This is a genomic window from Limimaricola variabilis (assembly GCF_034371605.1).
GTDB lineage: Bacteria > Pseudomonadota > Alphaproteobacteria > Rhodobacterales > Rhodobacteraceae > Limimaricola > Limimaricola variabilis.
Genome location: NZ_CP139691.1, coordinates 709,369 through 735,966 on the forward strand (window position 1 = coordinate 709,369; position 26,598 = coordinate 735,966).

Genomic DNA, 26,598 nt, shown 5'->3' on the forward strand with positions numbered 1-26,598 from the left:
GCCAACCGAACCGAACGATCACACTAACGTGAAGTTGCAGGGGGGAGGCAGGATCTTGCCGACATGAGGCGACCTTACGTCAACACAGCGGCATCTTAACGGCTTGTTTTTGATGTCGAGTTGCAGCTCTGGCGCGAGAAAACCAAAGGACAAGCTGTGGAGTGCAAGATACTGTCAATTTACCAAGTTTAATCTTTGGATATATGTGCCGTGCGTGGCCTCGTGGATACACTTCTTTTTGCCAGCATTGTGGCAAAATAGACGTCTCATTTTTCGAGGTGATCCATGTTTTCCCGCGACAGAGCCCTCGGGCTTCGCAAGGTTTCGGACCAGCACATTGCGCATAGTCCCTATGTTTCCATGGTCGGTGACGAGTTTTGTTTCCCAGACGGCCTCATTGACCTTCTTTCCAAAGGATTTCCCACGATTTCGTTCCGACGGGCCGCCCTTCACGATGAGGGCGAACCGCAGGCATGGGCGGAAGCCGAGGCGCATCACCGCTTGATCATCATGGACGCCACTTATGTGGCCGATCTGGCCGACGCCGCGCGCTTCTTGAAAATGAGCGGTGCCGAGAGACTGGTTCTCGCCTATCAGCATCAACCGCCCGACCAGGCTTTATTGCTGCATGCGCTGCAGCAGGATGCCACGCCGCGCTTGGGTCTCCTGCCGCTGAACGTGCAGATCGACGTGCTCATCTCCATGGTACGGCTGTTGCTTCACGGGCAGCTCGTCTTTCCGATCGAAGCCCTGCACGCGCTGAGCATCAGCAACGGACAGGTGACGACCCTCGAGGGTGAGCAAGCCGTGCAACTCACCCCCGCGGCGCTGCCAGCCGAGGACGACCACGCGGGCGAATTGACGCCGCGCGAATGGGAGGTGCTCACGCTTCTCGCGCAGGGCAAGCAGAACAAGATCCTCGCCGCCGAGCTCGGTCTGTCCGAGCACACGGTCAAGCTCCACATCCATCATCTGATCCGCAAGCTCGGCGTATCGAACCGAACCGGCGCGGTGGTCTGGTATCTGGGGCATGTCGAGGCCGCCCAGGCGGCGGCCGCGCGCAAATGACACCCGGAGCGGCCACCCAGCCGCTCCCTCCCGGCGCGGCGGAGCTGAGCGAGTTCGATCGGCTCCTGCTGCTCGTCGGGCACATGAATTACAGCTGGAGCAACACCGAAAGCTTGCTGATCCATCTGATCGCCGGGCTCGCGGGCACCGACAAGACCAGCGCCGTCATCATCTTTCTCACCCTGAACACCACCCGGGCCCGACTCGACCTGGTCGAGCGCCTTGCCAAGTCGGGCCGGAGCGCGCCGGAGCTGCGCGACCGCATCCTCGAACTGACCGGCCGGATCCGCCGGCATCAAGCGCTGCGCAACCATTACAGCCATTCGCTCTACAGCTTCGATGCCGAAAGCGGCGCGGCGCGGACCATCACCATGCGGATCGCGGATCGCAAGACCGGCCTGAAGATGGGCCAAAGTGACGCGGTCGACGCCGAGGCCATCGAGCGGGTCGTCGAAACCATCGACGCGCTGCGCCAACTGAACCACGATATCTGGACATTGATCATCGCCGAGAAATTCCCGGTCTGACTGAAGGGGCCGCGACCGACGACAGGACATGGAGATGCCGCCGACCGATATGCCGCCGAGGGACGACACCGCCGATTACATCCTCTCCCTCACCGCCATGACCGATCCCGAGCGGTTGTGGCGCGGCCATCACGCGCGCATGGCGGCCCATGGGATCGACCGGATCTGCTATGCCGCGCTGCCCGATCTCGATCCGGATACACTGACGCCGCGCGAGGGCATGCTGCTTTGCGCCGATCCTTGCGGCTGCAGCCTTCGTCCCCTCGGGATCGACGATACCGAGATCGCCCGGTGGGTGATCGGCGAGATGCACGCGCCCCCTTGCCAGCCGGGGCCGGCGCATACCCTGCGCTTCGGCGACGCGGGCGCCCGCTGGCGTGGCGCCATCGCGCTCGGCCGCGGCGACGGGACGGCCGCGTCGCCGCCTCATGCCGCCGTTCAGGCCGAGAATGCCGTCTTCCACCTCCGTCTGACCTCCCTGCCCGGCCGCTGCATCCAGCTGACCCCCCGGCAGGTCGAGGTGCTCGATCTGGTCGCGCTCGGTTACACGATGCGAGAGGTGGCCGAACGGCTCAATCTGACGCCGACCACGGTCGAGAAGCATCTTCGCCTGGCGCGGGAGGCGCTGGGCGCGCGCAACACCACGCATGCGGTGTTCCGGGCTGCTCAACTGGGCGGCGTACTGGACCAAAAGGACAGGTGACGGCAAAAACTGAGGAATACCCCACTTACGCCGAATCCCGATCCGTGACAGATTCGAGAAGTATTCAACCAGTGACGGTGTTTTGACCACTCGACATCAGGCCTGACCGGTCTGGTGACGATACCGACAGCAGCAGGTCGGTTAGTCCAGCATGAAGCAGTCGCGTCCGTCACCGCCGACGGGCGCGACGCTTTCGTTTGGGGCCCGCGTCGCGACACCGGACACGAAAAAGGACGCCGCCCGAACCGGGCGGCGTCCTCATTTCTCGTACCGATCGCGATGGATCAGCCCTTGGCGACCTTGGCGACCTCGGCGGCGAAGTCCTCTTCGACCTTCTCGATGCCCTCGCCCACGGCCATCCGGACGAAACCGGTGATCGTCGCGCCGGCGTCCTTGGCAGCCTGCTCGACGGTCAGGTCGGGGTTCACCACGAAGGCCTGACCCAGCAGGGTCGACTCGGCCATGAACTTCTTCATCCGGCCTTCGATCATCTTCTCGATGACCTGCTCCGGCTTGCCGCTTTCGCGGGCGATGTCCATCTGGACCTGCTTTTCCTTCTCGACGATCGCGGGGTCGAGATCGGCCTCGCCGAGGGCGGCGGGGTTGGCGGCGGCGATGTGCATCGCGACCTGACGGCCGAAGGCCTCGTCACCACCGGTCAGCGCGACCAGCACGCCGATGTTGCCCATGTCGGTCGCGGCGGCGTTGTGGACGTAGGTCACGACCTTCTCGCCCTCGATCGCGGCCAACCGGCGCAGGGTCATGTTTTCGCCGATCTTGGCGATCGCATCGGTGACCAGCGTGTCGACCGGCTTGCCGTCGACCTCGGTGGTTTTCAGCTCTTCGAGGCTCGACGCCTTGAGGCCGGCCTGGGCGATCTTCGAGACCAGCGCCTGGAAGTCGGCGTTCTTGGCGACGAAGTCGGTTTCCGAGTTCAGCTCGATCGCCACGCCGCGGCCACCCTCGACCGCGACGGCCACGAGGCCCTCGGCGGCGGTGCGGCCGGATTTCTTGGCGGCCTTGGCCAGACCCTTGGTGCGCAGCCAGTCGACCGCGGCTTCCATGTCGCCGTCGGTTTCGGTCAGCGCCTTCTTGGCGTCCATCATGCCTGCGCCGGTGCTCTCGCGCAGTTCCTTGACCATGCTCGCGGTGATCGCCATCGCGTCTCTCCTAGAATTTGAATGGACTCCGGGCGCGGCATATCCGCGCCCGGCAACCGTGATGTGACGGATCGCCCTTACTGGGCAGCGGCTTCTTCGGCCTCAGCGGCGAGCTGCTCTTCGGTGTACTGCTCCATCGCACCCATGTCGACGCCGGCGGCGCCGAGCTGCGCGCTCATGCCGTCGAGAGCGGCGCGGGCGGCGAGGTCGCAATACAGGGCGATCGCACGGGCGGCGTCGTCATTGCCCGGGATCACGTAGTCCACGCCCTCGGGCGAGCAGTTGGTGTCGACGACGGCGACGACCGGGATGCCGAGCTTCTTGGCTTCGGAGATCGCCAGGTCTTCCTTGTTGACGTCGATGACGAACAGCAGGTCCGGCACGCCGCCCATTTCGCGGATGCCGCCCAGCGACGCCTGCAGCTTGACCTGCTCGCGCTCCATGCCGAGGCGCTCTTTCTTGGTCAGGCCGGCAAAGCCCTGCTCGGCGGCTTCGTCGATGGCGCGCAGACGGTTGATCGACTGCGACACGGTCTGCCAGTTGGTCAGCGTGCCACCGAGCCAGCGGTGGTTCATGTAGAACTGCGCCGACTTCTCGGCGGCGTCGGCGATCGGCTGCGCGGCCTGGCGCTTGGTGCCGACGAACAGGACGCGGCCGCCCTTGGCGACGGTGTCACGGATGACCTGCAGAGCCTTGTCCAGCATCGGGACGGTCTGGGTCAGGTCCATGATGTGGATGCCGTTGCGGGCGCCGTAGATGTACTCGGACATCCGCGGGTTCCAACGGGCGGTCTGGTGGCCGAAGTGGACGCCGGCCTCAAGCAGCTGGCGCATGGAGAACTCGGGAAGAGCCATGTCTCTATACCTTTCCGGTTTAGCCTCGGCGGAGGATCAGGGCAGATGCCCCAACCGGTGGACCTTGGGGGATGTCTCCCCCCGAAGGCCCGCCCCCGCCTGCGGGATTGATCGTGCGCCGCCCTTAGCGCCGCACGCCGGAAAAGGCAAGCCCGGCCCTGCCCCGTTTCGCTCCGGTTCGCCCCGGATCAGCTCCGGGTCAGTTCCGGCGCAGCCGCTTGATCAGCGACGAGGTGTCCCAGCGACCGCCGCCCATCTGCTGCACCTCCTTGTAGAACTGGTCGACCAGCGCCGTCACCGGCAGGCTGACCGACAGCTCGTCGGCCGCGTCGAGGCAGATGCCGAGATCCTTGCGCATCCAGTCGACCGCGAAGCCATGCTCGAAATGATCGTCGAGCATCGTGCCGTGCCGGTTGACCATCTGCCAGCTGCCGGCGGCGCCCTGGCTGATCACCTCCACCAGCGCCCGCCCGTCGAGACCGGCCTTCTCCGCGAAGGCCAGCGATTCCGACAGGCCCTGCACCAGCCCCGCGATGGCGATCTGGTTGGCCATCTTGGCGAGCTGGCCCGCGCCGCTCTCGCCCAGCCGGCGACAGATCTTGGCATAGGCGTCGATCACCGGCTCGGCCCGGTCGAAATGCTCCTGTGCCCCACCGCACATCACCGAGAGCTGGCCGTTCTCTGCCCCTGCCTGACCGCCCGAAACCGGCGCGTCGACGAAGCCGAGTCCCTTCGCATCCGCCTCGGCCGCCAGTTCGCGGGTGACGGCGGCGCTGACCGTGGTGTGATCGACGAAGAGCGCGCCGGACGCCATGCCCGCGAATGCGCCGTCCTCGCCGAGGCAGACGCCGCGCAGATCGTCGTCATTGCCGACGCAGGCAAAGACGATCTCGGCATCCTGCGCCGCCTCGCGCGGCGTGGCAGCGTGGCGACCGCCATGTTCGGCGGCCCATTTCTCGGCCTTGGACGTGGTACGGTTATAGACCGTCACCTCATGTCCGGCCCGCGCCAGATGCCCCGCCATGGGATACCCCATCACGCCCAGTCCCAAAAACGTCACTCTTGCCATGGCGGCCTCCCTGCCTCGGGGCTTTCGCTCGCCCCCGAGGCGCGATACTCAGCATCCCCAACCGGCCCGTCAAGCGCGGGTGCCCAAGCCCCCCGGAGGATCGATGGCCACCCTGTTCCGCTGGCTCATGCGCCTGACCGTCGGCGCGATCCTGTTCGGCCTTCTAGCCTTCGTGCTGACCTACTGGTTCTTCGCCCGTTCGCTGCCCGATTACGACGCCCGCACCCGCGTAGCCGGGTTGGCGGCCCCGGTCGAGATCGTGCGCGACCACGCCAACGTGCCGCATATCTTCGGCAGCACCGATCGCGACAGCTTCTTCGCATTGGGATACGCCCATGCGCAGGACCGGCTGTGGCAGATGACGATCCTGCGCCGCACCGTGCAGGGCCGGCTGTCGGAGCTGTTCGGCCGCCGCACCGCCGACAGCGACATCCTGATGCGCCGGCTCGATCTCTACCGTGCCGCCACCGCCTCGGTCGACGACCAGGACGGCCAGACCCGCGCGGCGCTCGACGCCTATGCGGCGGGCGTCAATGCCTGGCTGGCCGAGGTCAATGCAGGGGCCCGCGGCCGCGGCGCGCCGGAAATGTGGCTGTTCAACCAGCCGGTCGCGCCCTGGCAGCCCGCCGACAGCATCGCCATCCTCAAGCTGATGGCTTGGCAGCAGACCGACCACCTGCAGGCCGAGGTCTTGCGCGCCCGCGCGTCGCTGGTGCTGGAGCCGGAGCGGCTGCGCGACATCCTGCCCGACGTGCCCGGCCCCGGCCTGACCGCGCTGCCGCGCTACGCCGATCTGGTGCCCGACATCCCTGAACGCCACGCCGCCGCCGCGACGCCGATCGATCCGCTGGCCGCCAGCCTGCCGGCCGGCTTCCCGGGCGCCTCCAACGCCTGGGCGGCCGGGCCCTCGCGATCCGCCAGCGGCGCGACGCTGCTGGCCAACGACCCGCACCGGCTGCTCACCGCGCCGTCGATCTGGTACCTGGCCCGGCTGGAGCTGGCCTCGGGCGGCGTGATCGGCGCGACGGTGCCGGGCATTCCGCTGATCCTCGCCGGGCGCAGCGCCGATCTGGGCTGGGGCATCACCGCCGCCTTCGCCGACGATCTCGACCTCTATGCCGAGGAGGTGAACCCCAAGAACGCCGCCGAGTACCGCACCCCCGACGGCTGGGCGCGGTTCGAAGCGCGCGACAGCATCGTCGAGATCAAGGATGCCCCGGCGGTGACCCTGCGGCTACAGCGCACCGCCAACGGCCCGGTCCTCCCGCCCGAGCAATTCGCGCTCGACACGATCCGGCCCCGCGGCCACGTGATGACCCTCGCCTGGTCGGGCCTGTCGGACAGCGACACCACCATGACCGCCGGGATGCGGCTGATGCGATCCCGCTCGATCGAGGAGGGCATCCGCGCCGGGCGGCTGCAGGTCGCGCCGAACCAGAACCTGATCCTCGCCGACCGCAACCGCGTCGCGCTCAAGACCGTGGGCGCCGTACCCCTGCGCGACCCGGAACATCAGAGCCAGGGCCGCCTGCCGACGCTGGGCCATGTCGCCGAGAACCGCTGGCGCGGCTGGATGGCCTATTCCGCCCTGCCCGAGACGACCGAACCGGCCGGTGGCCTCGTCGGCAACACCAACAACAAGACCATCGACCAGCCTTTCCCCGACCACGTCTCCTTCCACTGGGGCGACACCCAGCGCATCGCGCGCTGGCGCGGGCTGATGCAGTCGCGCGAGGTGCATACCCGCGACAGCTTCATCGAGGCGCAGCTCGACACCGTGAGTCCCACCGCCCGCGCGCTGCTGCCGATCGTCGGCGCCGATCTGTGGTTCACCGGTGCGCCGGCCGCCGAGGGCACGCCCGAGCGGCGCCGCCAGCGCGCGCTCGAACTCCTGGGCGAATGGAACGGCGAAATGAACGAGCATCTGCCCGAGCCGCTGATCTACGCCGCCTGGATGCGGGCGCTGCAGGAGCGGCTGATCCGCGACGAGCTCGGCCCGCTCACCTCGGCCTTCGTCCATCCCGAACCGCTCTTCATCGACCGGGTGTTCCGCGACATCGACGGCGCGAGCGCGTGGTGCGACATCCGCCCCTCGGCCGCCGAAGAGAGCTGCGCCGACATCGCGCGGCTGGCGCTCGACGACGCGCTGATCTGGATCGGCGAGACCTATGGCAGCAATCTCGACGCGCTGCGCTGGGGCGACGCGCACGAGGCACGCCAGGATCACCCGGTGCTGGGCCAAGCCCCGCTGCTGGGCTGGTTCGTCAACATCCGCCAAAGCACCTCTGGCGGCGACCACACTCTGATGCGCGGGCTGACCGACGGGCGCGCGCCCAACCCGTTCCACAACATCCATGCCGCCGGCTATCGCGGGGTCTATGACTTCGCCGATCCCGACAGCTCGGTTTTCATCATCTCGACCGGCCAGTCGGGCCACCCGCTGTCGCGCCATTACGACGATCTGGGCGAGTTGTGGCGGCGCGGCGAATACATCCCGATGTCGCTCGATCCCACCCTCGCGCGCGGTGCCGCCGTCGGCGTGACCCAGCTCTTGCCGGCGCGCTGAGGCGGAACCGCCCCGGTCCGCGCCGGTTTGGCCCCCGACAGCTGATGGAGGCCGGCATGAGCGGCAAATCGCATGACGAGATCTGGGACGAGTTCCGCGAGCTGGTGAACATGGCGCCCAAGGAGGTCGAGGATTTCCTCGAGACCGAGGAGAGCAAATCGGTGGGCGACACCGGTGGCGATGGCGAGAGCACCGGTCACAAGTCCGGCAAGCGGATCGTCGAGATCAAGCGCACCAACAAGTCGGATCTGAGCGACGACCAGTGGGACCACATGGCCAAGGTGGTGGGCTATATCAAACGTCACAAGGCGCAGGGCGGCCCCGAGGACGACGTCGAACATTCCAAGTGGCGTTACAGCCTGATGAACTGGGGCCACGATCCTCTGAAGTAGGATTCAGATCGTCTGGCAGATCTCGATCCGGTTACCGAAAGGATCGGCGACGTAGAGCCGGCGCAGACCCGGCAGGTCGATATCGGGACACGCCTCGATCCCATGGGCCTCGAGATGACGGCGCATGGCGTCGAGATCCGCGACCCGCAGCGCCGGATGCGCCTTGCGCGCCGGGGCGAAGGGCGTCTCGACGCCCAGATGCAGCGACAGCCCCGGCCCGTCGAACCAGACACCGCCCCGCCCCGCAAGCGCCTCGGGCTTGGCAACCTCGGCGAGACCGAGGATTTCGCCATAAAAGCCGCGCGCCGCTTCCTCCTCGCCCTCGGGCATGGCGAGCTGGACGTGGTGAAGGTCGATGATCATGGGTCTGCTCCGGTCTCGTGCCGTCCCGAAGTAGCGTCATCGGCCGGGGCCGTCATCCCCTTGCGCGTGCATGTCATCCACGACATGCAGCCCGCCGCGCGCGCGCAGCGGCGCCAGCAGGTCCTCGAGGAAGAAGCCGGTGAGTTGCGATCGGCTGGTCAGCCCAGACTTGCGATAGACGGCGGTGGCGTGCTGGCGGACCGTGGCGCTGGAACAGTCGCGCAACGTCGCGATTTCCTTGTGGCTCAGACCCTTGAGCATCAAGAGCGCGACCTCGCTCTCGGTCTCGGTCAGCTCCCATTGCGCGAACTGCGCGGCGATCGCGCGGCTCAGCCCGTCGACATGGGCGCGGCTGGCTTGCCGCCACTGCTCGCCCTCGCGACGCGCCCGGTCGAGATCGCCCAACAGACGCGCCCTCTCGCGCCGCATCTCGCGGCTGGCTTGCGAGCCAAAGGCGGTGAAGACGACCGCCCCGGCGAGGAGCGCGGTCTCGAACAGGTCGATGGCGAAACCTGCCCATGTGAAGGGCTCATCGGCCTGGAGCGCCTCGAGCACCACCAGCAGACCGAAAAGGCCCGCGGCGGCCGCGGCGAAGATGAGGATGCGGGACATGGCCGCCCTCCCTGACAACGGAAGGATGCCACGGTTTTCGTTCCGTGGCACCCCGCGGCTTCAGTCTTCGGTGACAAAGAAGCCGAGCGCGATGGTCTGGTTGCCCGAGCGCTCCAGCGCCAGCACCTCGATCTCGTAAAGCGTGCCGGGCCGCAGGAAGGTGGCCGGCACGGTGAAACTCGTGACGTCGGGTCCCAGATGCACGTCGAGTTCCGGCTGCGAAAAGCCGTGCGGATCCTCGTGCTCGTCATCGGTGACGATCAGCTCATAGCCGGTGATCTCCGGCGTCCGCTCGTCGAGCGAGGTCGTCACCGGCTCCCATGTCACCTGCAGGTCGGCGACGGGCATGACTGGCGCGTCCTCCTCGTCCTCCGACAGCGCGGGCGCGGTGATGACGGGCGGCTGCGGCACCAGCGTCGTGAACCGCGCGACGCCTTCGCGCCCGGTGCCGTCATAGAGCGTGGCACGGATCAGGTAATCGCCTTCGGAAAAGGCGGCCGACAGCGCCGCGTAGTCCCAGACCTCCTCGGGCGGCTCGCGGCTCTCAAAGAAGAACGAGCCGAGGCCCAGTTCGCCGAGTTGCGCCTGAGGGTCGATATGCAGCACCAGCGCGCCCGTGGGGTCGAGGATACACAGCGCGTTCCAGCCATCGTCATCGCCATAGCCATGCACGCCGATATCGCCGTCGGTGTGGTTGTATTCGATGATCAACCGGGCCGCCGCGATCGGCTCGGTTTCGGTGGGCATGTCGCCGCAGGGCTCCTGCGCCATCGCCGGCAGGGCGATGAGCGCAAGGAGGGGAATCGGGATCAGGTGTTTCATGGCGTCTCTCCCCTTGATGATCAGGGAAAGCCTGCGCCGGTTGCGTGGCCGCGCCCATCCGACAGGGCGCGGCCACGGCATTTGTCGGTGGCTCAGAGCCGGTCGTAACGGGCCTTTTGCGCCGCCGACCAGCGGACCTGCATCTTGTGCCCGTCCTCGGTCGGCGTGTCGGCCTCGACCAGCCCCTGCTCGAAGAGCCAGGCCCGCTTGCGGCCCGCGGCGAAGGGCACCGTTAGCTCCTCGACATGCTTCACGCCGCCGAGCGCCTCGGAGATCTCGGCCAGAAGCGCGTCCATCCCCTCGCCGGTGATCGCCGAGACGGCCGAGACGTTCTCGGTCCGCGCCGCCCGCTCCAGCGCCGCCTCGCGGCTATCCTCGGGCAGCGTGTCGATCTTGTTCCAGACCTCGATCTTCGGCGTGTCGTCCGACAGGCCGAGGCTCGACAGGATGCTCTCGACCTCGCGCGCCTGTTCCACCGTCTGGGCGTGCCCGATGTCGCGCACATGAAGCACCAGATCGGCGTCGAGCACCTCTTCGAGCGTGGCGCGGAAGGCCGCGACCAGCTCGGTCGGCAGATCCGAGATGAAGCCCACTGTGTCCGACAGGATCACCTCGTCGCCGGTCGGCAGCACGACGCGCCGCATGGTCGGGTCGAGGGTGGCGAAGAGCATGTCCTTGGCCATGACCTCGGCGCCGGTGAGCCGGTTGAACAGCGTCGACTTGCCGGCGTTGGTATAGCCGACCAGCGCCACGATCGGGAACGGCACCTTGGCGCGCGAGGCGCGGTGCAGCGCGCGGGTCTTCACCACCTTGTCGAGCTGACGGCGCAGCCGCACCAGCTGTTCGTCGATGGCACGACGGTCCGCCTCGATCTGGGTTTCGCCGGGGCCGCCGACGAAACCAAGGCCGCCGCGCTGCCGCTCGAGGTGGGTCCAGGCGCGGACCAGCCGCGTGCGCTGATACGACAGCGCCGCCATCTCGACCTGCAGCACGCCCTCTCGGGTGGCGGCGCGGTCGCCGAAGATCTCGAGGATGAGGCCGGTCCGATCGAGGATCTTGACCTTCCACTCCTTCTCGAGATTGCGCTGCTGCACCGGGCCGACATGGCCGTCGATCAGCACCAGCTCGATCTCGTTCTGCTTGAGACGGGTGCCGAGCTCCTCGATCTTGCCGGTGCCGAAAAGCATGCCGGGATGGCGCTTGGGCAGGCGGACGATCTCGGAGCCCTTGATCTCGAGCCCGGGCAGCGCATGGGCCAGCGCCACGGCCTCGGCCAGCGCGGCCACGGGCTCACGCCGGTTCTGGTCGTTCTTCACCTCGGGGTGGATCACCCAGGTGCGGGTGTCCGGCCGTTCGGGAATATAGTAATCGGTCAATCTTCACCGTCATAGAGGTTCACGGGCTGCGACGGCATGATGGTCGAGATCGCGCTCTTGTAGACGAGCTGGCTCTGACCGTCGCGACGCAGCAGCACGCAGAAATTGTCGAACCAAGTGATCACGCCCTGAAGCTTCACGCCATTGATCAGGAAGATCGTCACCGGCACCTTGATCTTGCGGACGTGGTTCAGGAAGGCGTCCTGAAGGTTCTGCTTGTCACCGGCCATCACTGTCCCTTTGTTCTTGTGGCCGCGTATCGGCCTTTTCCCTCGTTGGAAAGGAGTATGTCGCGCCCCCTGCGGAGTTTCCAGCCCGGAAATCAGCCCCTTTCGCGCAGGCAGGCCCTGCGTGGCCTAGCTGCGCCAGCCCGCAGGGTTGAGCAGCGCGATGATCGCCAACGTTTCTAGCCGGCCCAGCACCATTGCGAAGGCCAGCACCACCTTGGCCGCATCGGGGATGCCGGCATAGGAAATCGGGTACTGCGCGCCGATCTCCGCGAGCGGCCCGGTGGTCGACAGCGCCGCGACGGTGAGCGTCATCGCCACCTCGAACTGCACCCCGGTAAGCGACAGCGCCAGCATCACGCCCGTCACCGACAGCGCGAAAAGCATGAAGAAGATCCAGGAGATGAAGGCACCCTCGCGGCGGATGCGACGTGCCTCGATGCCGTCGCCGCCGACCGAATGCGGGTGCACCAGCCGCTCCAGCTCGCGCTTGCCATGCATCCAGAGCGCATAGACCCGCAGCAGCTTCACCCCGCCCGCCGTCGTCGCCACCCCGCCGCCGATCAGCGCCACGCCGACCAGGATCAGCCCCGGCGTCTCCAGCCCCGACCAATCGGCGGCGCCGAGCCAGTAGCGGCTCTCGAAGCCGGTGGTGGTGAGAAACGAGCCGACGGTGAACAGCGCGCCCCACAGCGCGGCGGCGGCCTGCGGCAGATCGGCGGTCACCCGGTCCTCGACCGCGCCGAAGAAGTGGCGCATGAACAAGAGCCCCGGCACGATCAGCACCAGCGCCAACCCCATGCGCAGCTCCGGGTCGCGCAGCAGCCGTCCGCCCTGATCGCCAAACATGTTGCGCGCGAAGGTCAGCCGCGACAGCGCAAATACCGAGAACAGCAGGATCAGCGCCTCGCCCAGAAAGCCCGAACTGTCGTAGCCCAAGCCCCCCAACGGGCTGATACCGCTGGTCGCGAGCGTCGACATCGCGTGGCAGAAAGCCACGAAGGGCCGGTCGCCCGCTGCCACCAGCCCCAACCAGAGCAGCCCCGTCAGGCCGACATAGACCGGCAGCAGCCGCTCGGTGTAGCGCACCAGCCGCTCGGAGGGATCGGCGACGCGGGTGATCTGGCTCAGCCGCATGCCGCCCGGACCGATGCTCGACGGCGCGCGCACTTCGAAGCCGCCGAGATTCATCGGCGCCAGAATCGAGACCGCCGTCACCCATACCAGCAGCCCGCCGAGCCAGCCGACCAGCGCCCGCCACAGATGCAGGCTGTCATTGAGCCGGACGACGTTGTCGTAGACCGTGGCCCCGGTGGTGGTGAAGCTCGACACCATCTCGAACCAGGCGTTGAGAAACGACGTCGTGCCGAGCGCCTCGTGGAACGGCACCGCGAACATCACCGGCAGCACGGTGAAGGCCGCCAGCAGCGCCGAGAGCTGGCTGCGCGGCACGCTGGCGGGCCGGTAATTGGCGGTAGCCAAACCGATCAGCAACGACAGCATCAGCCCGAGGATCGCGGCGTAGAGGAAGGTCCGCGAGGTCAGCCAATCCTCGCGGACCAGCGCATGGATCGCCGGCAGCATCATCGACGCCGCGCCGATCGCCATCAGCAGGACAAAGAAGGGGACGCGGGTGAGACGGCGTTCCATCGCGTCAGAAGAAGTCGATCGAGACCTGCAGCAGGCGCTCGACCTCCGGCACGTCCGAGGCCATGGCGAAGAGCGCGACGACGTCGCCCTCCTCGATCCGGAGCGCACCGTGGATCTTCATCATCCGGCCGTCCTTGAGCACGCCACCGACCAGCACGCCTTCGGGGAAGGCGATGTCGCGGATTCGCTGCCCGGCGATCGGCGAGGTGCCAAGCACCTGCGCCTCGATCATCTCGGCCTCGGCGTCACCGATCGAATAGACGCCCCGCACCCGGCCATGCCGGATATGGCGTAGGATCGAGCTCACGGTGGTGGCACGCGGGTTGATGTAGGCGTCGATATCCATCGCCTGCATCAACGGCACCAGCGTGGGATCGTTGACCAGACAGATCGCCAGCGGGCAACCGAGCGCCTTGGCGCGAACGCTGGCCAGCAGGTTGGTCTTGTCGTCGTCGGTGACCACGAGCACGGCGTCGGCGGTGCCGATCTGCGCCTCCTCGAGCAGCGCCGCGTCGAGACCGTCGCCGTTGAGCACGATGGTCCGGTCGAGCTGATCGGCGGCGCGCTCGGCGGCACCGCGGTCGCGCTCGATCATCTTGACGCGCATCCGCTCGACCCGGCTCTCGAGCGCACGGGCAACGCCGAGGCCGACATTGCCGCCGCCGATCACCACGACGCGCTCCTGCTTGGCGTGGCGCTTTCCGAAGATCTCCAGCGTGCGCAGCATGTCGTCGGTATCGGTGAAGACGTAGATCGAGTCGCCGGGGAAAATCTGGTCCTCGGGGCTCGGCGCGAACAGCCGCCCGCGGCGGCGGATGCCCACCACGATGGCGCGCAGCGTCGAGAACAGGTCGGTGAGCTGCCGCAGCGGTGTGTTGATCACCGGGCAGTCCTCGTCGATCGAGATGCCCAAAAGCTGGGCCCGGCCGTCGAGGAAGCTTTCGGCGTCGAAAGCCTGCGGCGCGGCGAGCCGCTGCAGCGCCGCCTCCGCGACCTCCTTCTCGGGCGAAATCACCACGTCGATCGGCATGTGGTCGCGCCGGTAGAGGTCGGAATAGATCGCGTCGAGATAGGATTGCGCCCTGAGCCGCGCGATCTTGCGCTGGATCGAGAACACCGAATGGGCCACCTGGCAGGTGACCATGTTGACCTCGTCGCTATGGGTGGCGGCGATGATCATGTCGGCGTCGCGCGCGCCGGCGCGGTCGAGCACGTCGGGATAGCTCGCGAAGCCAGTGATTCCCTGCACGTCGAGCGTGTCGGTGGCCCGGCGCACGAGATCGGGGTTGCTGTCGACGACAGTGACGTCGTTGCGCTCGCCAGACAGGTGGCGGGCGATCTGCCAGCCGACCTGGCCCGCGCCGCAGATGATGACCTTCATCCCTGATCCCGGTCCTTTGGGGCGCGCCCGTGGCGGCGCTCATGCCGCCACGAAGTGCCAGAGCCGGAGGGGCCGGTCAATCAGTCCTCGACATGCGCGACCCGCGCGCCGGCCTTGGACGAGGTCACCACGCCCAAGCTCTTGAGCTTGCGGTGCAGCGCCGAGCGCTCCATGCCGACGAAGGCCGCGGTGCGGGAGATGTTGCCGCCGAAGCGGTTGATCTGGGTCAGCAGGTATTCCCGCTCGAACAGCTCGCGCGCCTCGCGGAGCGGCAGCGTCGCCAGCCCGCCCGACAGCACGACCCGGCCGTCATCCTTGTTCGGATCGTCGAGGCCCGGCAGCTCGCGCGCGGTGATCTCACCCGAGGAATCTCCAAGGATAAGAACGCGTTCTATGACGTTCTTCAACTGCCGCACATTGCCCGGCCAGAGCATGGTCTGCAGCAGCGCACGGGCGTCTTCGCCCAGCGGGCGCAGCGGCAGGCCCTGGCTCTTGCTCAGCTCGGCGATGAAGTGCTCGGCCAGGACCGGAATGTCCTCGCGCCGCTCCTCGAGGCCAGGCACGTGGATCGGCACGACGTTGAGGCGGTGGTACAGCTCCTGCCGGAAGGAGCCGGCGCGGATCGCCGCCTGCAGGTCGCGGTTGGTCGAGGAGATCACCCTCAGGTCGACCTGCACCTTGCTGGAGCCGCCGACCCGCTGGAACGACTGGTCGACCAGCACGCGCAGGATCTTGGACTGGGTGCCGAGCGGCATGTCGGCCACTTCGTCGAAATAGATCACGCCGCCATTGGCCTGCTCGAGGAGGCCCGGCTCGATCCCCTTCTCGGCGCTCTCGCGGCCGAACAGCACCTCCTCCATCCGCTCCGGCTCGATGGTGATCGAGTTGACGGTGACGAAGGGGGCGTCGGCCCGGTTGGAGTTCGCGTGGATGTAGCGCGCCGCGATTTCCTTGCCTGACCCCGGCGAGCCGGTCAGCATCACCCGGCCGTTCGAACGGGTCACCTTGTCGAGTTGGCTGCGCAGCGAGCGGAAGGCCGCGCTCTCGCCCAGCATCTCGGCCGGCGGCGCGTCGCCGCGCTTGAGCTCGCTGTTCTCGCGCCGCAGCCGCGATGTCTCCATCGCCCGCTTGATCACTACCAGGAGCTGGTCGATGTTGAACGGCTTCTCGATGAAGTCGTAGGCACCCTGCTTGATCGCCGCGACCGCGATCTCGATGTTGCCATGGCCCGAGATGATCACGATCGGGATGCCGGGATGGTCGCGCTTGACCGCCTTGAGGATGTCGATCCCGTCCATCTGGCTGTCCTTGAGCCAGATATCGAGGATCATCAGCGCCGGCGGCTGATCTTCGATCGCGCTCATGCATTCATCGGAGGTGCCGGCGAGCCGGGTCGAATAGCCCTCGTCGCGCAGGATGTCCGAGATCAGTTCCCGGATGTCGCGTTCGTCGTCGGTAATCAGGATGTCGGTCATCTCTCGCCTCATGCTGTTGCCTGCAATGCCGGTTTCCCGGTCTTCTCGATGTCCCCCGATTCGCCATGACCCATGCGCAGCACCGGCAGGGTGATGACCGCCATGGCGCCCTTGCGGGCGCCCTCCTCGAAGGCTGGCGCGTCGACGAGGACAAGGCTTCCGCCATGCTCCTCGATGATCTTCTTGACGATGGGCAGGCCGAGGCCGGTGCCCTTGTCGCGCGTCGTCACGTAGGGTTCGAACAGTTTGGCCCGGTCCTCGGGCAGACCGATGCCGTTGTCGGCGATGGTGATGCGCGCATCGTTCTCCGACGCCTCGAGCCGGACCCGGATCGTCGGGACCAGCCCCTCGGGCGCGCCGCGCTCGACCAGCGACTCGATCGCCTCGCCGGCGTTCTTCATCAGGTTGGTCAGCGCCTGGGTGATCATCGTCGCGTCGATATCGGCCGGCAGGCTGCCATGCGACAGCTCGACCTCGAAACGCACATCGGGCTGCCCCACCTCCTGCAACGTCACCGCGTCGCGCAGCAGCGCCACCAGATCGTTGGGGCTCCGGTCGGGCTCGGGCATGCGGGCAAACTTGGAAAACTCGTCGACGATTCGCCGCAGATCGCCGGTCTGGCGCACGATCACCTCGGTCATCGAACTCAGCGCCTGCGCGTCGGTCTCGCCGAGCTGGCGGCCGAACTTGCGCTGGATACGCTCGGCCGAGAGCCGGATCGGCGTCAGCGGGTTCTTGATCTCGTGCGCGATGCGCCGCGCCACGTCGCCCCATGCGGCCATGCGCTGCGCGCTCACTAGGTCGCTGACGTCGTCGAAGGCCACCACGTAGCCTTCGAGCGCGCCGTCATCGGCACGGCGGGGCGCCATCCGCACCAAGAGAGTCTCCTGCGCGCCGCCACGGAGCAGCCGGACCTGCTCCTGCACGCTGTCGCGCTCTTCGCCGCACAGCGCCTCGAAGAGCGGCTCGAATTCCGGCACCAGCTGCCCCAGCGTCGTGCCTTCGGACAGCGTCTCGATCCCCAGCAAACGCAGGGCCGAGCGGTTGGCGAAATCGACCCGCCCGCTGGCATCGAGGCCGACCACGCCGGAGGTGACCGAGCCCAGCACGCTGTCGAACAGCCGCCGCCGCGCCTCGATCTGCCGGGTGTTGTCGAGCAGCCGGTCGCGCTGGACCTTCAGCTCGGTGGTCATCTGGTTGAAATAGGTGCCGAGCTGGGCGATCTCGTCGTCGCCCTCCTCCTCGATCACCCGCACGTCGAGATCGCCGGATCCGACCCGCTGGGAGGCCGCGACCAGTCGGCCGACCGGCTTGGACAAACGCTCGGCGAACCAAAGGCCGAGCCAGATCGCGGCGAGGATCAGGATCACCGCGAAGCCCAGATAGAGCAGGCCGAACTCGAATAGCAGGCGGCCGCGCTCGGCCTCGAGCTGCTTGTAGAGTTCGACCGTTTCCTGGGTGTCGTCGAGCAGCGCGAGAATGCCGCCATCGACCTCGCGGGTGACATAGAGGAACCGGTCGGTGAAGGCCGAGAGCGGGATCAGAGCCCTGAACTCGTTGTTGGTCCAGTCCTCGATGATGGCGATGCCCCGGGAGTTGGCGCGGCGGAAGGTCTCGGCCGCCGGCCGCTCGTAGTCGAATTCGTAGCTGCGGGCGCCACGGGCGCGGATTTCGCCCGCGCCGTCGATCACATAGGCCTCGGTCAGCCCGCGCTCGATCTGACCCTGCACCCGACCGAGCGCCTGACGCACCTCGCCATCGGACAGGAAGGGCTGGGCCTGCCGTTCCGAATTGAGAAACGCCGCCAGTTCGAGCCCGTCACGCGACAGGTCCTGGCGATGCTCTTCCTCATAGGCCTGCGCAGCCGTGAGCGAGGCGCCCAGAACGGTGCGCACCCGCTCCGAGAACCAGCCCTCAAGGCCGACATTGATGGTCAGGACCGAGAACACCGCGACCAGCACGGTCGGGATCAGCGCGATCAGCGCGAACACTCCGGTCAGCCGCAGGTGCAGCCGCGAGCCGGCCGAGCGCGCGCGCCGGTCCGAGATCATCCGCGCCACCCGGAACGACACCAGCGCCGCGACCAGCAGCGTGTAGACGAGGTCGGCCAACAGGACGAGGCGCAGCAGCGGCGAACTCGCGCCCTGGTCGAGCGGACCCAGCACCCAGAAGGTCGCCACCGCCAACAACGGGCCGAGAACCACCAGCGACAAGGTCGCAGCGTTCTGCACCCGCCGCTGGCGTCGCCAGCGCGCTACACGCGAGAATCGGGAGGTCGATAGCCGCCTCAAACGCCCTGCCCCATTGATGGGAACGCAAGTTCCGCAACCTCATTGCCGTGATCTCGCCCCGGTGCTGAGACCGGGGGGTCACGGTTCTGTTGCGGTTTTACATCAACTTGCGGCGTCGTGTCACGCGAATATCGAGGTCCGTGATTTTCTTGCGGAGCGTGTTCCGGTTGATGCCCAGAAGATCAGCACATTTCGCCTGGTTACCGCCGGTCGCGTCGAGCGCGATTTCGATCAGTGGCGTCTCAATCTCCTTGAGAATCCGCTGGTAGAGGCCCACCGGCGGAAGCTGGCCGCCATGCAGGTCGAAATAGCGGCGCAGATGCCGCTCGACGCTGGCCGAGAGCTTCTCGCCCTCGCCGCCGCCGCGCAGCGGCTCAGCCGCGGGCTGACCACCCAGAACCGATTCCACGTCGGTCCGGGTGATCTCCTCCTCGGAGGAGGTCACCACCAGCCGCCGCATCGCGTTCTCGAGCTGACGCACATTGCCGGGCCAGGAATAGGCGCGGATCATTTCCGTGGCCTGCGACGACAGCCGGCGCGGCCCGAGCCCGTCCCGCTCGGCCCGGACGAGAAAGTGCTCGGCCAGCAGCGGGATGTCGTCGACCCGCTCGCGCAGGCTCGGCACCTCGATGGTGACGCCGGCGAGGCGGTAGTAGAGATCCTCGCGGAAATCGCCCGCCTCGATCCGCTGAGCCAGATCGCCCTGCGAGCTGGCCATGATCCGCGGCGCGCTGTCGCCCATCGCGTCGAGCATCCGTACGATCCGGGCCTGCGCCTCGCCGTTCAGATCGCCGACCTCGTCGAACAGGATCGAGCCGCCGCGCGCCCGGCTCAGCACCGCGCCGGGGCCGTCCATGCCGGTCAGGTCGCTGGCCGAAACGGTGACGAAGGGCAGCGACCGGCGGTCGGAAAAATCGTGGATCGCCCGCGCGATGAGGGACTTTCCGGTGCCGCTCTCGCCGGTGATCAGTACCGGCAACGCGGTGTTCATCACCCGCGCCACCAGCCGGTAGAGCGCCTGCATTGCTTGGGTGCGCCCGACCAGTGGCAGATCGCCGCCAGCCGCGCTGTCGGGCGTGGTTTCGCGCGGTGCGGGGGCGCGGCGTTTTGTCTCGAGCGCGCGACCGGCCCGCTTCATCAGGTCCGGCAGGTCGAAGGGTTTGGGGAGATAGTCATAGGCCTCGGCCTCGGCTGCCTGGATCGCCGTCATGATCGTGTTCTGCGCCGAGATCACGATCACCGGCAGGCCCGGCCGGGCCTCGGCGATCTTGGGCAGCTGCTCGATGCCGTTGCCGTCGGGCATGACGACGTCGGAGATGACGAGGTCGCCCTTTCCTTCCTCTACCCAACGCATCAGCGTCACCAGCGACGAGGTGGCATGTACCTTGCAGCCCGCGCGCGTCAGCGCCTGGGTCAGCACGGTGCGGATGGTGCGGTCGTCATCGGCGACCAGGATCGTTCCGTCCATCAGTTCTCTCCGCTCGGGGGGTCGTCATTGGCGCGCGGCAGCGAGATCCGGAACACGGTGCGGCCCGGATCGGAATCGACCGAGATCCAGCCGCCATTCTCGGCCACCAGCTTGGAGACAAGCGCGAGGCCGAGACCGGTGCCGTTCTCGCGGCCCGACACGAAAGGCTCGAACACCTCGGCCGCGATTTCCGGCGGCAGGCCGGGGCCGTCATCCTGTATCTCGATCTGCAGCGGGAGCCGCGCGTGGCTGCCATCGGGCTGGCGGACCCGCAGCGACGGCTCGTAAAAGCTGCGCAGCCGGATCGTGCCACCGGGGCGACCGGCCTCGCAGGCGTTCTTGACGAGGTTCAGCACCACCTGCAGCAGCTGGTCGCTATCGACCTGAGCGCGCGGCAGCGAGGGGTCGTAATCCTCGACGAACTGCATATGCGCGCCGAAGCCCACCGTGGCCGACTGCCGGGCGCGGTCGAGCACGTCGTGCACGTTGACCGGGCGCCGCGCGGGCGGGCGCAGATTTCCGAACTGCTCGACCTGTTCCAGCAGCTTCACGATCCGGCGGCTTTCCTCGACGATCAGGTCGGTCAGCTCGCGATCCTCGGCCGACAGCCCCATCGACAGCAGCTGCGCCGCGCCGGTGATGCCCGCCAGCGGATTCTTGATCTCGTGGGCCAGCATCTCGGCCATGCCGATCGCCGATTTGGCGGCCTTGCCGGTGGCCTGGTGCTGGGTCAGCCGATGCGCCATCTCGCGCGGCGAGATCATCATCAGCATCTTCGACTCGCTGCCCATCAGCGGTGCGAACAGAAGCGAGCATTGGACCGGCCCGCGATCGCCCGAGCCGACATCGACGTCGTTGACGAAGAGCGAACTGCGCTGCGCCCGGGCCCGCGCGAATGCCTCTTCGAGCTGGGCGTCGGTCCTGACCCGGTCCCAGACCCAAGCGCCCTGCAACGCACGCTGCGAGAAGTTGAGGAACAGCTCGGCGGCGGAGTTTGCATCCGCGATGCTGTCATCCCCCGCCAGCAGCAGCGCCGGCACCGGCAGCGAGTTCCACAGGGCGGTGTCGAGGATCATGCCGCCCGCCTTTCGCCATCGAGCGCCAACGGCAGCGTCGCGAGAACCTGCTCTGGCTCGGCGGTCAGGACCTCGCGTCGCAGCGCCTCGGGCGTGCCGGCCTCGTCCATGTACCAGCCCAGATGCTTGCGCCCGACGCGACCACCGAGCGCCTTGCCATAAAACCTCAGCATCGCCTCGTAATGATTTGAAACCATGTCGATAAATTCGGACTCATTCGGCACGTTTGGCGGCCGGGTTCCGGTCAGGGCGGCGCGGATCACGGCCGGCATCCAGGGCCGCCCCTGCGCGCCACGCCCGATCATCACCCCCGCCGCGCCCGAGCGGTCGAGCGCCAGCCGCGCGCTGGCCGGATCGGTGATGTCGCCATTCGCGATCACCGGGATCGACACCGCCTCGCGCACCCGCGCGATCGCCGCCCAATCGGCCGAGCCCTTGTAGAACTGGCACCTCGTGCGGCCATGGATCGTCACCATACGCACGCCCGCCGCCTCGGCCCGCCGCGCGATCTCGGGCGCGTTGAGCAGATCGTCGTCCCAGCCCAGCCGGGTCTTGAGCGTGACCGGCACCGACACCGCGCCGACCACCGCCTCGATCAGGCGCAGCGCGTGGTCGGGGGTCTTCATCAGCGCCGAGCCAGACAGCCCGCCGGTCACCTTCTTGGCCGGGCAACCCATGTTGATGTCGATGATCTTCGCGCCGTTGGCCTCGACCATGCGCGCGGCCTCGGCGATCCAGTAGGGATCGCGGCCCGCGAGCTGCACCGCCGTATCGGCGCGGCCATAGCCCAGCTCGGCGCGCTCCCGCACGCCCGGCTTGGCCTGCACCATCTCCTGGCTGGCCACCATCTCGGACACCACCCACCCCGCGCCGAAGGAGGCGACGAGTTCGCGGAACGGCAGGTCGGTGATCCCCGCCAGCGGCGCCAGCGCCACGGGGGCGTCGATGATCGTGCCGGAGCCGAGATCGATGGGGGTAAGGGGGGCGGGTGTCATTTGCCTAAAACCTGTGCGTCTGGGTCCGATCTACGGAGCGGCGCCATGCGTCACAATCGCAAGGCGTGTGCAACTGCCACAGCATATCGCGTTTGCATAAAAAATGTGCAGCAATCTGCTGGAAAGGATGGAATTGCGCCGTCCCGAGGCAGCCCCTACACAAGCCCGAGCGCCGCGTGAAGGAGACGATGTGAGCGATAGCCCTGCCCCCGCCAATGCCGGCGCCGCCGTGATCATCGTCGCCGCCGGTCGCGGCCGTCGAGCCGGTGGCGAGTTGCCCAAGCAATGGCGCGATCTCGGCGGCCGCAAGGTTCTGGCGCGTACGCTCGATGCGTTTGCCGGGCTGGGACCGATCTGCCTCGTGCTGCACCCGGATGAAATCGGCCGCTATCCCGAGATCGAGGCCGCGGCTGATCTGGTGGTGCCGGGCGGCGCCGAGCGGGCGCTGTCGGTCCGCGCCGGGCTCGAGGCGCTCGCCGATCGCCCTCCCGCTAGGGTGCTGATCCACGACGCCGCGCGCCCGCTGGTGCCGCGGGGCGTGATCGAGGCGGTGATCGCCGCTCTCGACCACAACCTCGCGGCCGCGCCGGGTCTTGCGGTAACGGATGCGCTTTGGCGCGTGGCCGACGGCGCCGTAGTCGACGCCCCCTCGCGCGAGGGGCTGGCGCGGGCGCAGACGCCGCAGGGCTTCGATTTCGCCGCGATCCTCGCTGCGCACCGCGCCCATGACGGCCCACCCGCCGCCGACGACGTCGCGGTCGCCCGCGCCGCGGGGCTTGCGGTCGCGGTCGTCGCGGGCCACGAGAACAACGTGAAGATCACCGGGCCGGAGGATTTCTCCCGCGCCGAGAGGATATTGGGGTGCGACATGGATGTGAGAACGGGCAACGGCTTCGACGTGCATGCCTTCGAGCCGGGCGAGAGCCTGTGGCTCTGCGGCGTGGAGATCGCGCATGACCGCGGCCTCAAGGGCCATTCGGATGCCGATGTCGGCATGCACGCGCTGACCGACGCCATCTACGGCGCCATGGCGCATGGCGATATCGGCCAGCATTTCCCGCCCTCGGACCCGCAATGGAAGGGCGCCCGTTCGGAGGTGTTCCTGTCGCATGCCGCCGACCTCGCCCGGGTCGAGGGTTTCGCCATAACCCATTGCGACGTCACCCTGATCTGCGAGCGTCCCAAGATCGGTCCGCATGCCGAGAAGATGCGCGCGGAACTCGCGCGGATCATGCAGATCGAGCCGGGTCGGGTCAGCGTCAAGGCCACGACCTCCGAGCGGCTGGGCTTCCCGGGCCGCGAGGAAGGCATCGCCGCCATCGCCACGGCCACGCTGGTGAAGGCATGAGCCGGCTGATCGCCACCTTCTTCTACAGCGGCCTGATCCGCCCCGCGCCGGGGACTTGGGGCTCGCTTGCAGCCCTCGTCGCGGCGCTGCCGATCTACTGGATCGGCGGGCCGTGGCTGATGCTGGCGATGATCGCCCTCGCTCTGGCGGCGGGCTTCCCGGCCGCCCGGGCCGAGGCGGCGCGGTCGGGCGATCACGATCCCAGCCACGTCGTCATTGACGAGGTGGTGGGCCAGTGGATCGCGCTATGGCCGGTGCTGTTCGGTGCCGCCCATGTCGGCGCGCCGGTGCTCGACCTCTGGCCCGGCTGGATCGCGGCCTTCGGGCTGTTCCGCCTTTTCGACATCCTCAAGCCGGGCCTCGTCGGCCGGATGGACCGGCGCGGCGACGTGACGGGCCTCATGATGGACGACGTGGTCGCCGGGATCTTCGCTGCCATCGGCGTCGTTATCCTCGCGGTGCTGGCGCATGGCGTGATGATCCTCGGAGGCTGAGCATGGGCGACACGGCGAGACTGGTGAACGGGGCCCGCGAGGCCGGGCTCCGCGTGGCCACAGCCGAGAGCTGCACCGGCGGCATGGTCGCCGCCGCCATCACCGAAACGCCCGGCGCCTCAAACGTCTTCGACTGGGGCGTGGTCACCTATTCCAACGAGGCCAAGATGGCGTTGCTGGGCGTCTCCGCCGGCACGCTCGAGGCGCATGGCGCGGTCAGCGTAGAGGTCGCGCAAGAGATGGCGGAAGGTGCACGCGAGCGCTCCGGCGCCGACATCGCCGTCTCGATCACCGGCATCGCCGGCCCTGGCGCCTCGGAGCATAAGCCCGAGGGCCGCGTCTGCTTTGGCGTCGCGACCGCCGCGGGCTGCGAGACCGAGTTGGTGGAGTTCGGGGCGCGTGGCCGCGACACGGTGCGCAGCCTCGCGCGCGATCACGCCGTCGCGCTGGTGATCGGCGCGATCAAGGCTCAGGGCCGGTCGTAAAGCTCGTGCGCGCGGCGCTCGAAGGCGCGCACCACACGCTGCATTGCCTCGTTGAAGAACAGCCCTGCCGCGCCCTGCAGCAGCCGGTTGCGGAACTCGAAATCGACGTCGAAATGCACCTCGGCCCCGCCCTCTACATCGCGGAAGCTCCAGTTGCTGACGAGGTGATGGAACGGCCCGTCGATGTATTCGGTGTGGATCTTCTTCTGCTCCGGCCAGAGCGTCACCCGGCTGGTGAAGCGTTCGCGGAACACCTTGAAGGAGATCACCAGATCCGCGAGCATCACCTCGTGATCGCCCTGCGGCGTCACCGACTTCACCCGCGCCGCTGCCGTCCAGGGCAGGAACTCGGGGTAATTCCCGACATCGGCCACGAGGTTGTACATCTGCTGCGCCGAATAGGGCAGCGTTCGGGTCTCGGAATGTGTCGGCATCTGGACTCCCTGATCTGCGCGACCATCTCGCCGCTGGCGGGGGCGAACGCAACCCCGCCGGCGCGCGGTCTCGGCACCGATCTGGAGCGCGGCCGGCCTGAGGAAAGGGCGAGATGAACATCCATTGGTTGCTCCGGCTGGCGCATTGGGCGCGTCACCCGCCATCGCCCGGCCGCGTCGCGCTGATCCTCGCCGTCATCCTCGCCTGCCTCGTTCTCGTCGGGGTGGAGCGGATCTGGGGCTGGCCAGAGGCGCTCACCGTCGCCCCGTTCGGGCGGGGTCCTCTGCTGCGCTGAACGCCCAAGTGGCCACAACGAAATTTCTTTACCAATGCCTGCTTGCCGTTAGGGTAGTCACGACGAGTTCAACCACAAGGAACGACATCATGATTCACCTTCGCCGCCCCGCAATCGCCGCCGCCGCGCTCGCGCTGCTGGCCGCTCCGCTCTCCGCCGAGGTCTTCGAGCCGAAGAAGGCGCAGGAACTGCGCGAAAGCCACATGAAGCTGATGGGCGCGCATCTTGGGGTGCTCGGCACCATGGCCAAGGGCGAGATGGAGTATGACGCCAATGTTGCCTCCGCGGCGGCCGAGGCGCTGGCCGGACTCGCGCAGGGCACGAACGGCAACTACTGGGTCGAGGGCTCCTCCACCGAGGATCTCGAGGACAGCCGCGCCCTGCCCGAGCTGTGGCAGGACATGGAAGATGTCGGCCAGAAGGCCGCGGCGCTGCGCGACGCCACGCAGGCGATGCAGGAGGCAGCCGGCACCGATCTCGCCGCGCTGCAAGGTGCGATGAAGTCGGTGGGCGACGCCTGCGGTGATTGCCACAAGGCCTATCGCAAACCCGAGGAATGATCGCGCGCGCCCTCGGCGCGGGGGCTGCGATCATCCTGCTCGGGGCGGCCGGGGTCTGGGTGATCACCGCCCCTGAGCCGCTGCCCGCCGCGATGATCGAAGGCCCGCCGGGTGACGCCCAGCGCGGCGCGACGATCTTTGCGGCGGCCGGCTGCGCCGCCTGTCACATCGCGCCCGAGGCCGAGATCGACGATGCGCCGGTTCTGTCGGGCGGGCGCGCCTTCGCCTCGCCCTTCGGCACCTTTCACGCGCCCAACATCTCGCCCTCGCCGCAAGGCGTGGGCGACTGGTCGGATGCCGAGATCATGGATGCGGTGATGCGCGGCGTCGCGCCCTCCGGGGCGCATTACTACCCCGCCCTGCCCTATACCGCATACGCGCTGGTCGAGCCGCAGGACATGCGCGACCTGATCGCCCATCTCCGGACCTTGCCGCCTTCGGAGGCCGAGAGCCTGCCGCACGAGTTGCCCTTCCCGTTCTCGATCCGTCGCATGGTCGGCATCTGGAAGCGGCTGAACATGTCCGACGACTGGACGCTAGAGGGCGAGATCTCGCCGCAGGCCACGCGCGGGCGCTACATCGCCGAGGCGCTGGCCCATTGCGGCGAATGCCACACGCCGCGAGGGCCCTTGGGCGGGCTCGACCGGAGCCGCTGGCTCGCAGGCGCCGAGAACCCCTCGGGCGACGGGCGCATCCCGAACATCACCCCGGCCGGGCTCGACTGGTCGGAGGAAGATATCGCCTATTACCTCGAAAGCGGCTTCACCCCGGATTTCGACACCGCCGGTGGCGAGATGGCGCTGGTGGTCGAGGAGATGGGCCGGCTGACCGCCGAGGATCGCGCCGCCGTGGCCGCCTATCTCAAATCGGTGCCGCCGGTCGAGTGACCGGCGGGCACGTTGACGG

General features: G+C 67.8%; 26 protein-coding genes and 1 pseudogene. 11 read left to right on the top strand and 16 right to left on the bottom strand.

From position 1 onward, the window contains the following. The first annotated feature begins 285 nt into the window (after window positions 1-285). The 3 genes from T8T21_RS03475 to T8T21_RS03485 are packed head-to-tail and all read left to right on the top strand — an operon-like array spanning window position 286 to window position 2,298. Window positions 286-1,068 carry a helix-turn-helix transcriptional regulator gene (locus T8T21_RS03475; RefSeq protein ID WP_322336817.1) on the top strand — a complete coding sequence of 261 codons (783 nt, stop codon included), beginning with the start codon at window positions 286-288 and terminating at the stop codon, window positions 1,066-1,068. Then, window positions 1,065-1,595, top strand: a complete 531-nt coding sequence (locus T8T21_RS03480) for a hypothetical protein (protein WP_221188670.1) — start codon at window positions 1,065-1,067, stop codon at window positions 1,593-1,595. The genes T8T21_RS03475 and T8T21_RS03480 overlap by 4 nt, the downstream gene beginning before the upstream one ends. A gap of 28 nt (window positions 1,596-1,623) precedes the next feature. Beyond that, window positions 1,624-2,298, top strand: coding sequence for a helix-turn-helix transcriptional regulator (locus tag T8T21_RS03485; protein WP_322336818.1), 675 nt, complete (start codon window positions 1,624-1,626; stop codon window positions 2,296-2,298). A gap of 284 nt (window positions 2,299-2,582) precedes the next feature. On the opposite strand, the gene tsf is transcribed toward T8T21_RS03485, so the two are convergent. From tsf to T8T21_RS03500, 3 genes and pseudogenes are all read right to left on the bottom strand, one after another. Next, window positions 2,583-3,458 carry a translation elongation factor Ts gene (gene tsf / locus T8T21_RS03490; RefSeq protein WP_322336819.1) on the bottom strand — a complete coding sequence of 292 codons (876 nt, stop codon included), beginning with the start codon at window positions 3,456-3,458 and terminating at the stop codon, window positions 2,583-2,585. 77 nt (window positions 3,459-3,535) lie between these two features. Continuing rightward, a complete protein-coding gene (gene rpsB, locus T8T21_RS03495; protein ID WP_183469050.1) occupies window positions 3,536-4,312 on the bottom strand; it encodes a 30S ribosomal protein S2 in 777 nt (258 codons plus the stop codon). A gap of 199 nt (window positions 4,313-4,511) precedes the next feature. Then, window positions 4,512-5,396 (bottom strand): annotated as a pseudogene (locus tag T8T21_RS03500) (NAD(P)-dependent oxidoreductase); the annotation flags it as partial. Window positions 5,397-5,484: 88 nt separating this feature from the next. Here T8T21_RS03500 and T8T21_RS03505 point away from each other — a divergent pair. Both T8T21_RS03505 and T8T21_RS03510 read left to right on the top strand, forming a co-directional pair. Next, window positions 5,485-7,947, top strand: coding sequence for a penicillin acylase family protein (locus T8T21_RS03505; RefSeq protein ID WP_322336820.1), 2,463 nt, complete (start codon window positions 5,485-5,487; stop codon window positions 7,945-7,947). A gap of 56 nt (window positions 7,948-8,003) precedes the next feature. Further along, window positions 8,004-8,339: a DUF3140 domain-containing protein gene (locus tag T8T21_RS03510; protein WP_322336821.1), complete on the top strand. Its 336-nt coding sequence runs from the start codon at window positions 8,004-8,006 to the stop codon at window positions 8,337-8,339. Window positions 8,340-8,342: 3 nt separating this feature from the next. Here T8T21_RS03510 and T8T21_RS03515 read toward each other — a convergent pair whose 3' ends face one another. From T8T21_RS03515 to dusB, 12 genes are all read right to left on the bottom strand, one after another. Continuing rightward, window positions 8,343-8,702: a VOC family protein gene (locus T8T21_RS03515; RefSeq protein ID WP_322336822.1), complete on the bottom strand. Its 360-nt coding sequence runs from the start codon at window positions 8,700-8,702 to the stop codon at window positions 8,343-8,345. A 36-nt stretch (window positions 8,703-8,738) separates the two neighbouring features. Beyond that, a complete protein-coding gene (locus T8T21_RS03520; protein ID WP_322336823.1) occupies window positions 8,739-9,314 on the bottom strand; it encodes a helix-turn-helix transcriptional regulator in 576 nt (191 codons plus the stop codon). 60 nt (window positions 9,315-9,374) lie between these two features. Then, complete coding sequence (locus T8T21_RS03525; RefSeq protein WP_322336824.1) at window positions 9,375-10,136, bottom strand: fibronectin type III domain-containing protein; 762 nt, start codon at window positions 10,134-10,136, stop codon at window positions 9,375-9,377. A 92-nt stretch (window positions 10,137-10,228) separates the two neighbouring features. Beyond that, the gene (gene hflX, locus T8T21_RS03530) at window positions 10,229-11,512 is read right to left on the bottom strand and encodes a GTPase HflX (RefSeq protein WP_322336825.1); all 1,284 of its coding nucleotides are present in this window, start codon (window positions 11,510-11,512) and stop codon (window positions 10,229-10,231) included. After that, window positions 11,509-11,742, bottom strand: coding sequence for an RNA chaperone Hfq (gene hfq / locus T8T21_RS03535; protein ID WP_017928544.1), 234 nt, complete (start codon window positions 11,740-11,742; stop codon window positions 11,509-11,511). Before hfq ends, hflX begins: the two co-directional genes overlap by 4 nt. Before the next feature lie 126 nt (window positions 11,743-11,868). Continuing rightward, window positions 11,869-13,389, bottom strand: a complete 1,521-nt coding sequence (locus T8T21_RS03540) for a TrkH family potassium uptake protein (protein WP_183469066.1) — start codon at window positions 13,387-13,389, stop codon at window positions 11,869-11,871. 4 nt (window positions 13,390-13,393) lie between these two features. Next, on the bottom strand, window positions 13,394-14,770 hold the full coding sequence (trkA, locus tag T8T21_RS03545) for a Trk system potassium transporter TrkA (protein WP_183469068.1): 1,377 nt from the start codon (window positions 14,768-14,770) through the stop codon (window positions 13,394-13,396). 80 nt (window positions 14,771-14,850) lie between these two features. After that, window positions 14,851-16,245 (bottom strand): nitrogen assimilation response regulator NtrX, encoded by a 1,395-nt coding sequence (gene ntrX / locus T8T21_RS03550; RefSeq protein WP_322336826.1) that lies wholly within the window; start codon window positions 16,243-16,245, stop codon window positions 14,851-14,853. 8 nt (window positions 16,246-16,253) lie between these two features. Further along, a complete protein-coding gene (locus T8T21_RS03555; RefSeq protein WP_322336827.1) occupies window positions 16,254-18,476 on the bottom strand; it encodes a sensor histidine kinase NtrY-like in 2,223 nt (740 codons plus the stop codon). 157 nt (window positions 18,477-18,633) lie between these two features. Further along, window positions 18,634-20,004: a response regulator gene (locus tag T8T21_RS03560; protein ID WP_322336828.1), complete on the bottom strand. Its 1,371-nt coding sequence runs from the start codon at window positions 20,002-20,004 to the stop codon at window positions 18,634-18,636. Further along, window positions 20,004-21,080 (bottom strand): two-component system sensor histidine kinase NtrB, encoded by a 1,077-nt coding sequence (locus tag T8T21_RS03565; protein ID WP_322336829.1) that lies wholly within the window; start codon window positions 21,078-21,080, stop codon window positions 20,004-20,006. The genes T8T21_RS03560 and T8T21_RS03565 overlap by 1 nt, the downstream gene beginning before the upstream one ends. Then, on the bottom strand, window positions 21,077-22,075 hold the full coding sequence (dusB, locus tag T8T21_RS03570; protein WP_322336830.1) for a tRNA dihydrouridine synthase DusB: 999 nt from the start codon (window positions 22,073-22,075) through the stop codon (window positions 21,077-21,079). The genes T8T21_RS03565 and dusB overlap by 4 nt, the downstream gene beginning before the upstream one ends. A 190-nt stretch (window positions 22,076-22,265) precedes the next feature. On the opposite strand from dusB, the gene T8T21_RS03575 reads away from it, so the two are divergent. From T8T21_RS03575 to T8T21_RS03585, 3 genes are read left to right on the top strand one after another with little or no spacing between them, the layout of a single operon-like run. Beyond that, entirely contained in the window at window positions 22,266-23,423 is a 1,158-nt protein-coding gene (locus tag T8T21_RS03575; protein WP_322336831.1) for a bifunctional 2-C-methyl-D-erythritol 4-phosphate cytidylyltransferase/2-C-methyl-D-erythritol 2,4-cyclodiphosphate synthase, read from the top strand. Next, window positions 23,420-23,917 (top strand): phosphatidylglycerophosphatase A family protein, encoded by a 498-nt coding sequence (locus T8T21_RS03580; RefSeq protein WP_322336832.1) that lies wholly within the window; start codon window positions 23,420-23,422, stop codon window positions 23,915-23,917. The genes T8T21_RS03575 and T8T21_RS03580 overlap by 4 nt, the downstream gene beginning before the upstream one ends. Before the next feature lie 2 nt (window positions 23,918-23,919). Continuing rightward, window positions 23,920-24,402 (top strand): CinA family protein, encoded by a 483-nt coding sequence (locus tag T8T21_RS03585; RefSeq protein WP_322336833.1) that lies wholly within the window; start codon window positions 23,920-23,922, stop codon window positions 24,400-24,402. Here T8T21_RS03585 and T8T21_RS03590 read toward each other — a convergent pair. Next, window positions 24,387-24,836, bottom strand: coding sequence for a type II toxin-antitoxin system RatA family toxin (locus tag T8T21_RS03590; RefSeq protein WP_322336834.1), 450 nt, complete (start codon window positions 24,834-24,836; stop codon window positions 24,387-24,389). The genes T8T21_RS03585 and T8T21_RS03590 overlap by 16 nt on opposite strands. 113 nt (window positions 24,837-24,949) lie before the next feature. Here T8T21_RS03590 and T8T21_RS03595 point away from each other — a divergent pair, with 113 nt between their 5' ends. The 3 genes from T8T21_RS03595 (at window position 24,950) to T8T21_RS03605 (ending at window position 26,579) form a co-directional block, all read left to right on the top strand. Further along, a complete protein-coding gene (locus T8T21_RS03595; RefSeq protein ID WP_322336835.1) occupies window positions 24,950-25,132 on the top strand; it encodes a hypothetical protein in 183 nt (60 codons plus the stop codon). Between the two features lie 89 nt (window positions 25,133-25,221). After that, entirely contained in the window at window positions 25,222-25,692 is a 471-nt protein-coding gene (locus T8T21_RS03600) for a c-type cytochrome (protein ID WP_183469088.1), read from the top strand. Further along, the gene (locus T8T21_RS03605; protein ID WP_322336836.1) at window positions 25,689-26,579 is read left to right on the top strand and encodes a cytochrome c; all 891 of its coding nucleotides are present in this window, start codon (window positions 25,689-25,691) and stop codon (window positions 26,577-26,579) included. The genes T8T21_RS03600 and T8T21_RS03605 overlap by 4 nt, the downstream gene beginning before the upstream one ends. Window positions 26,580-26,598 lie beyond the last annotated feature (19 nt).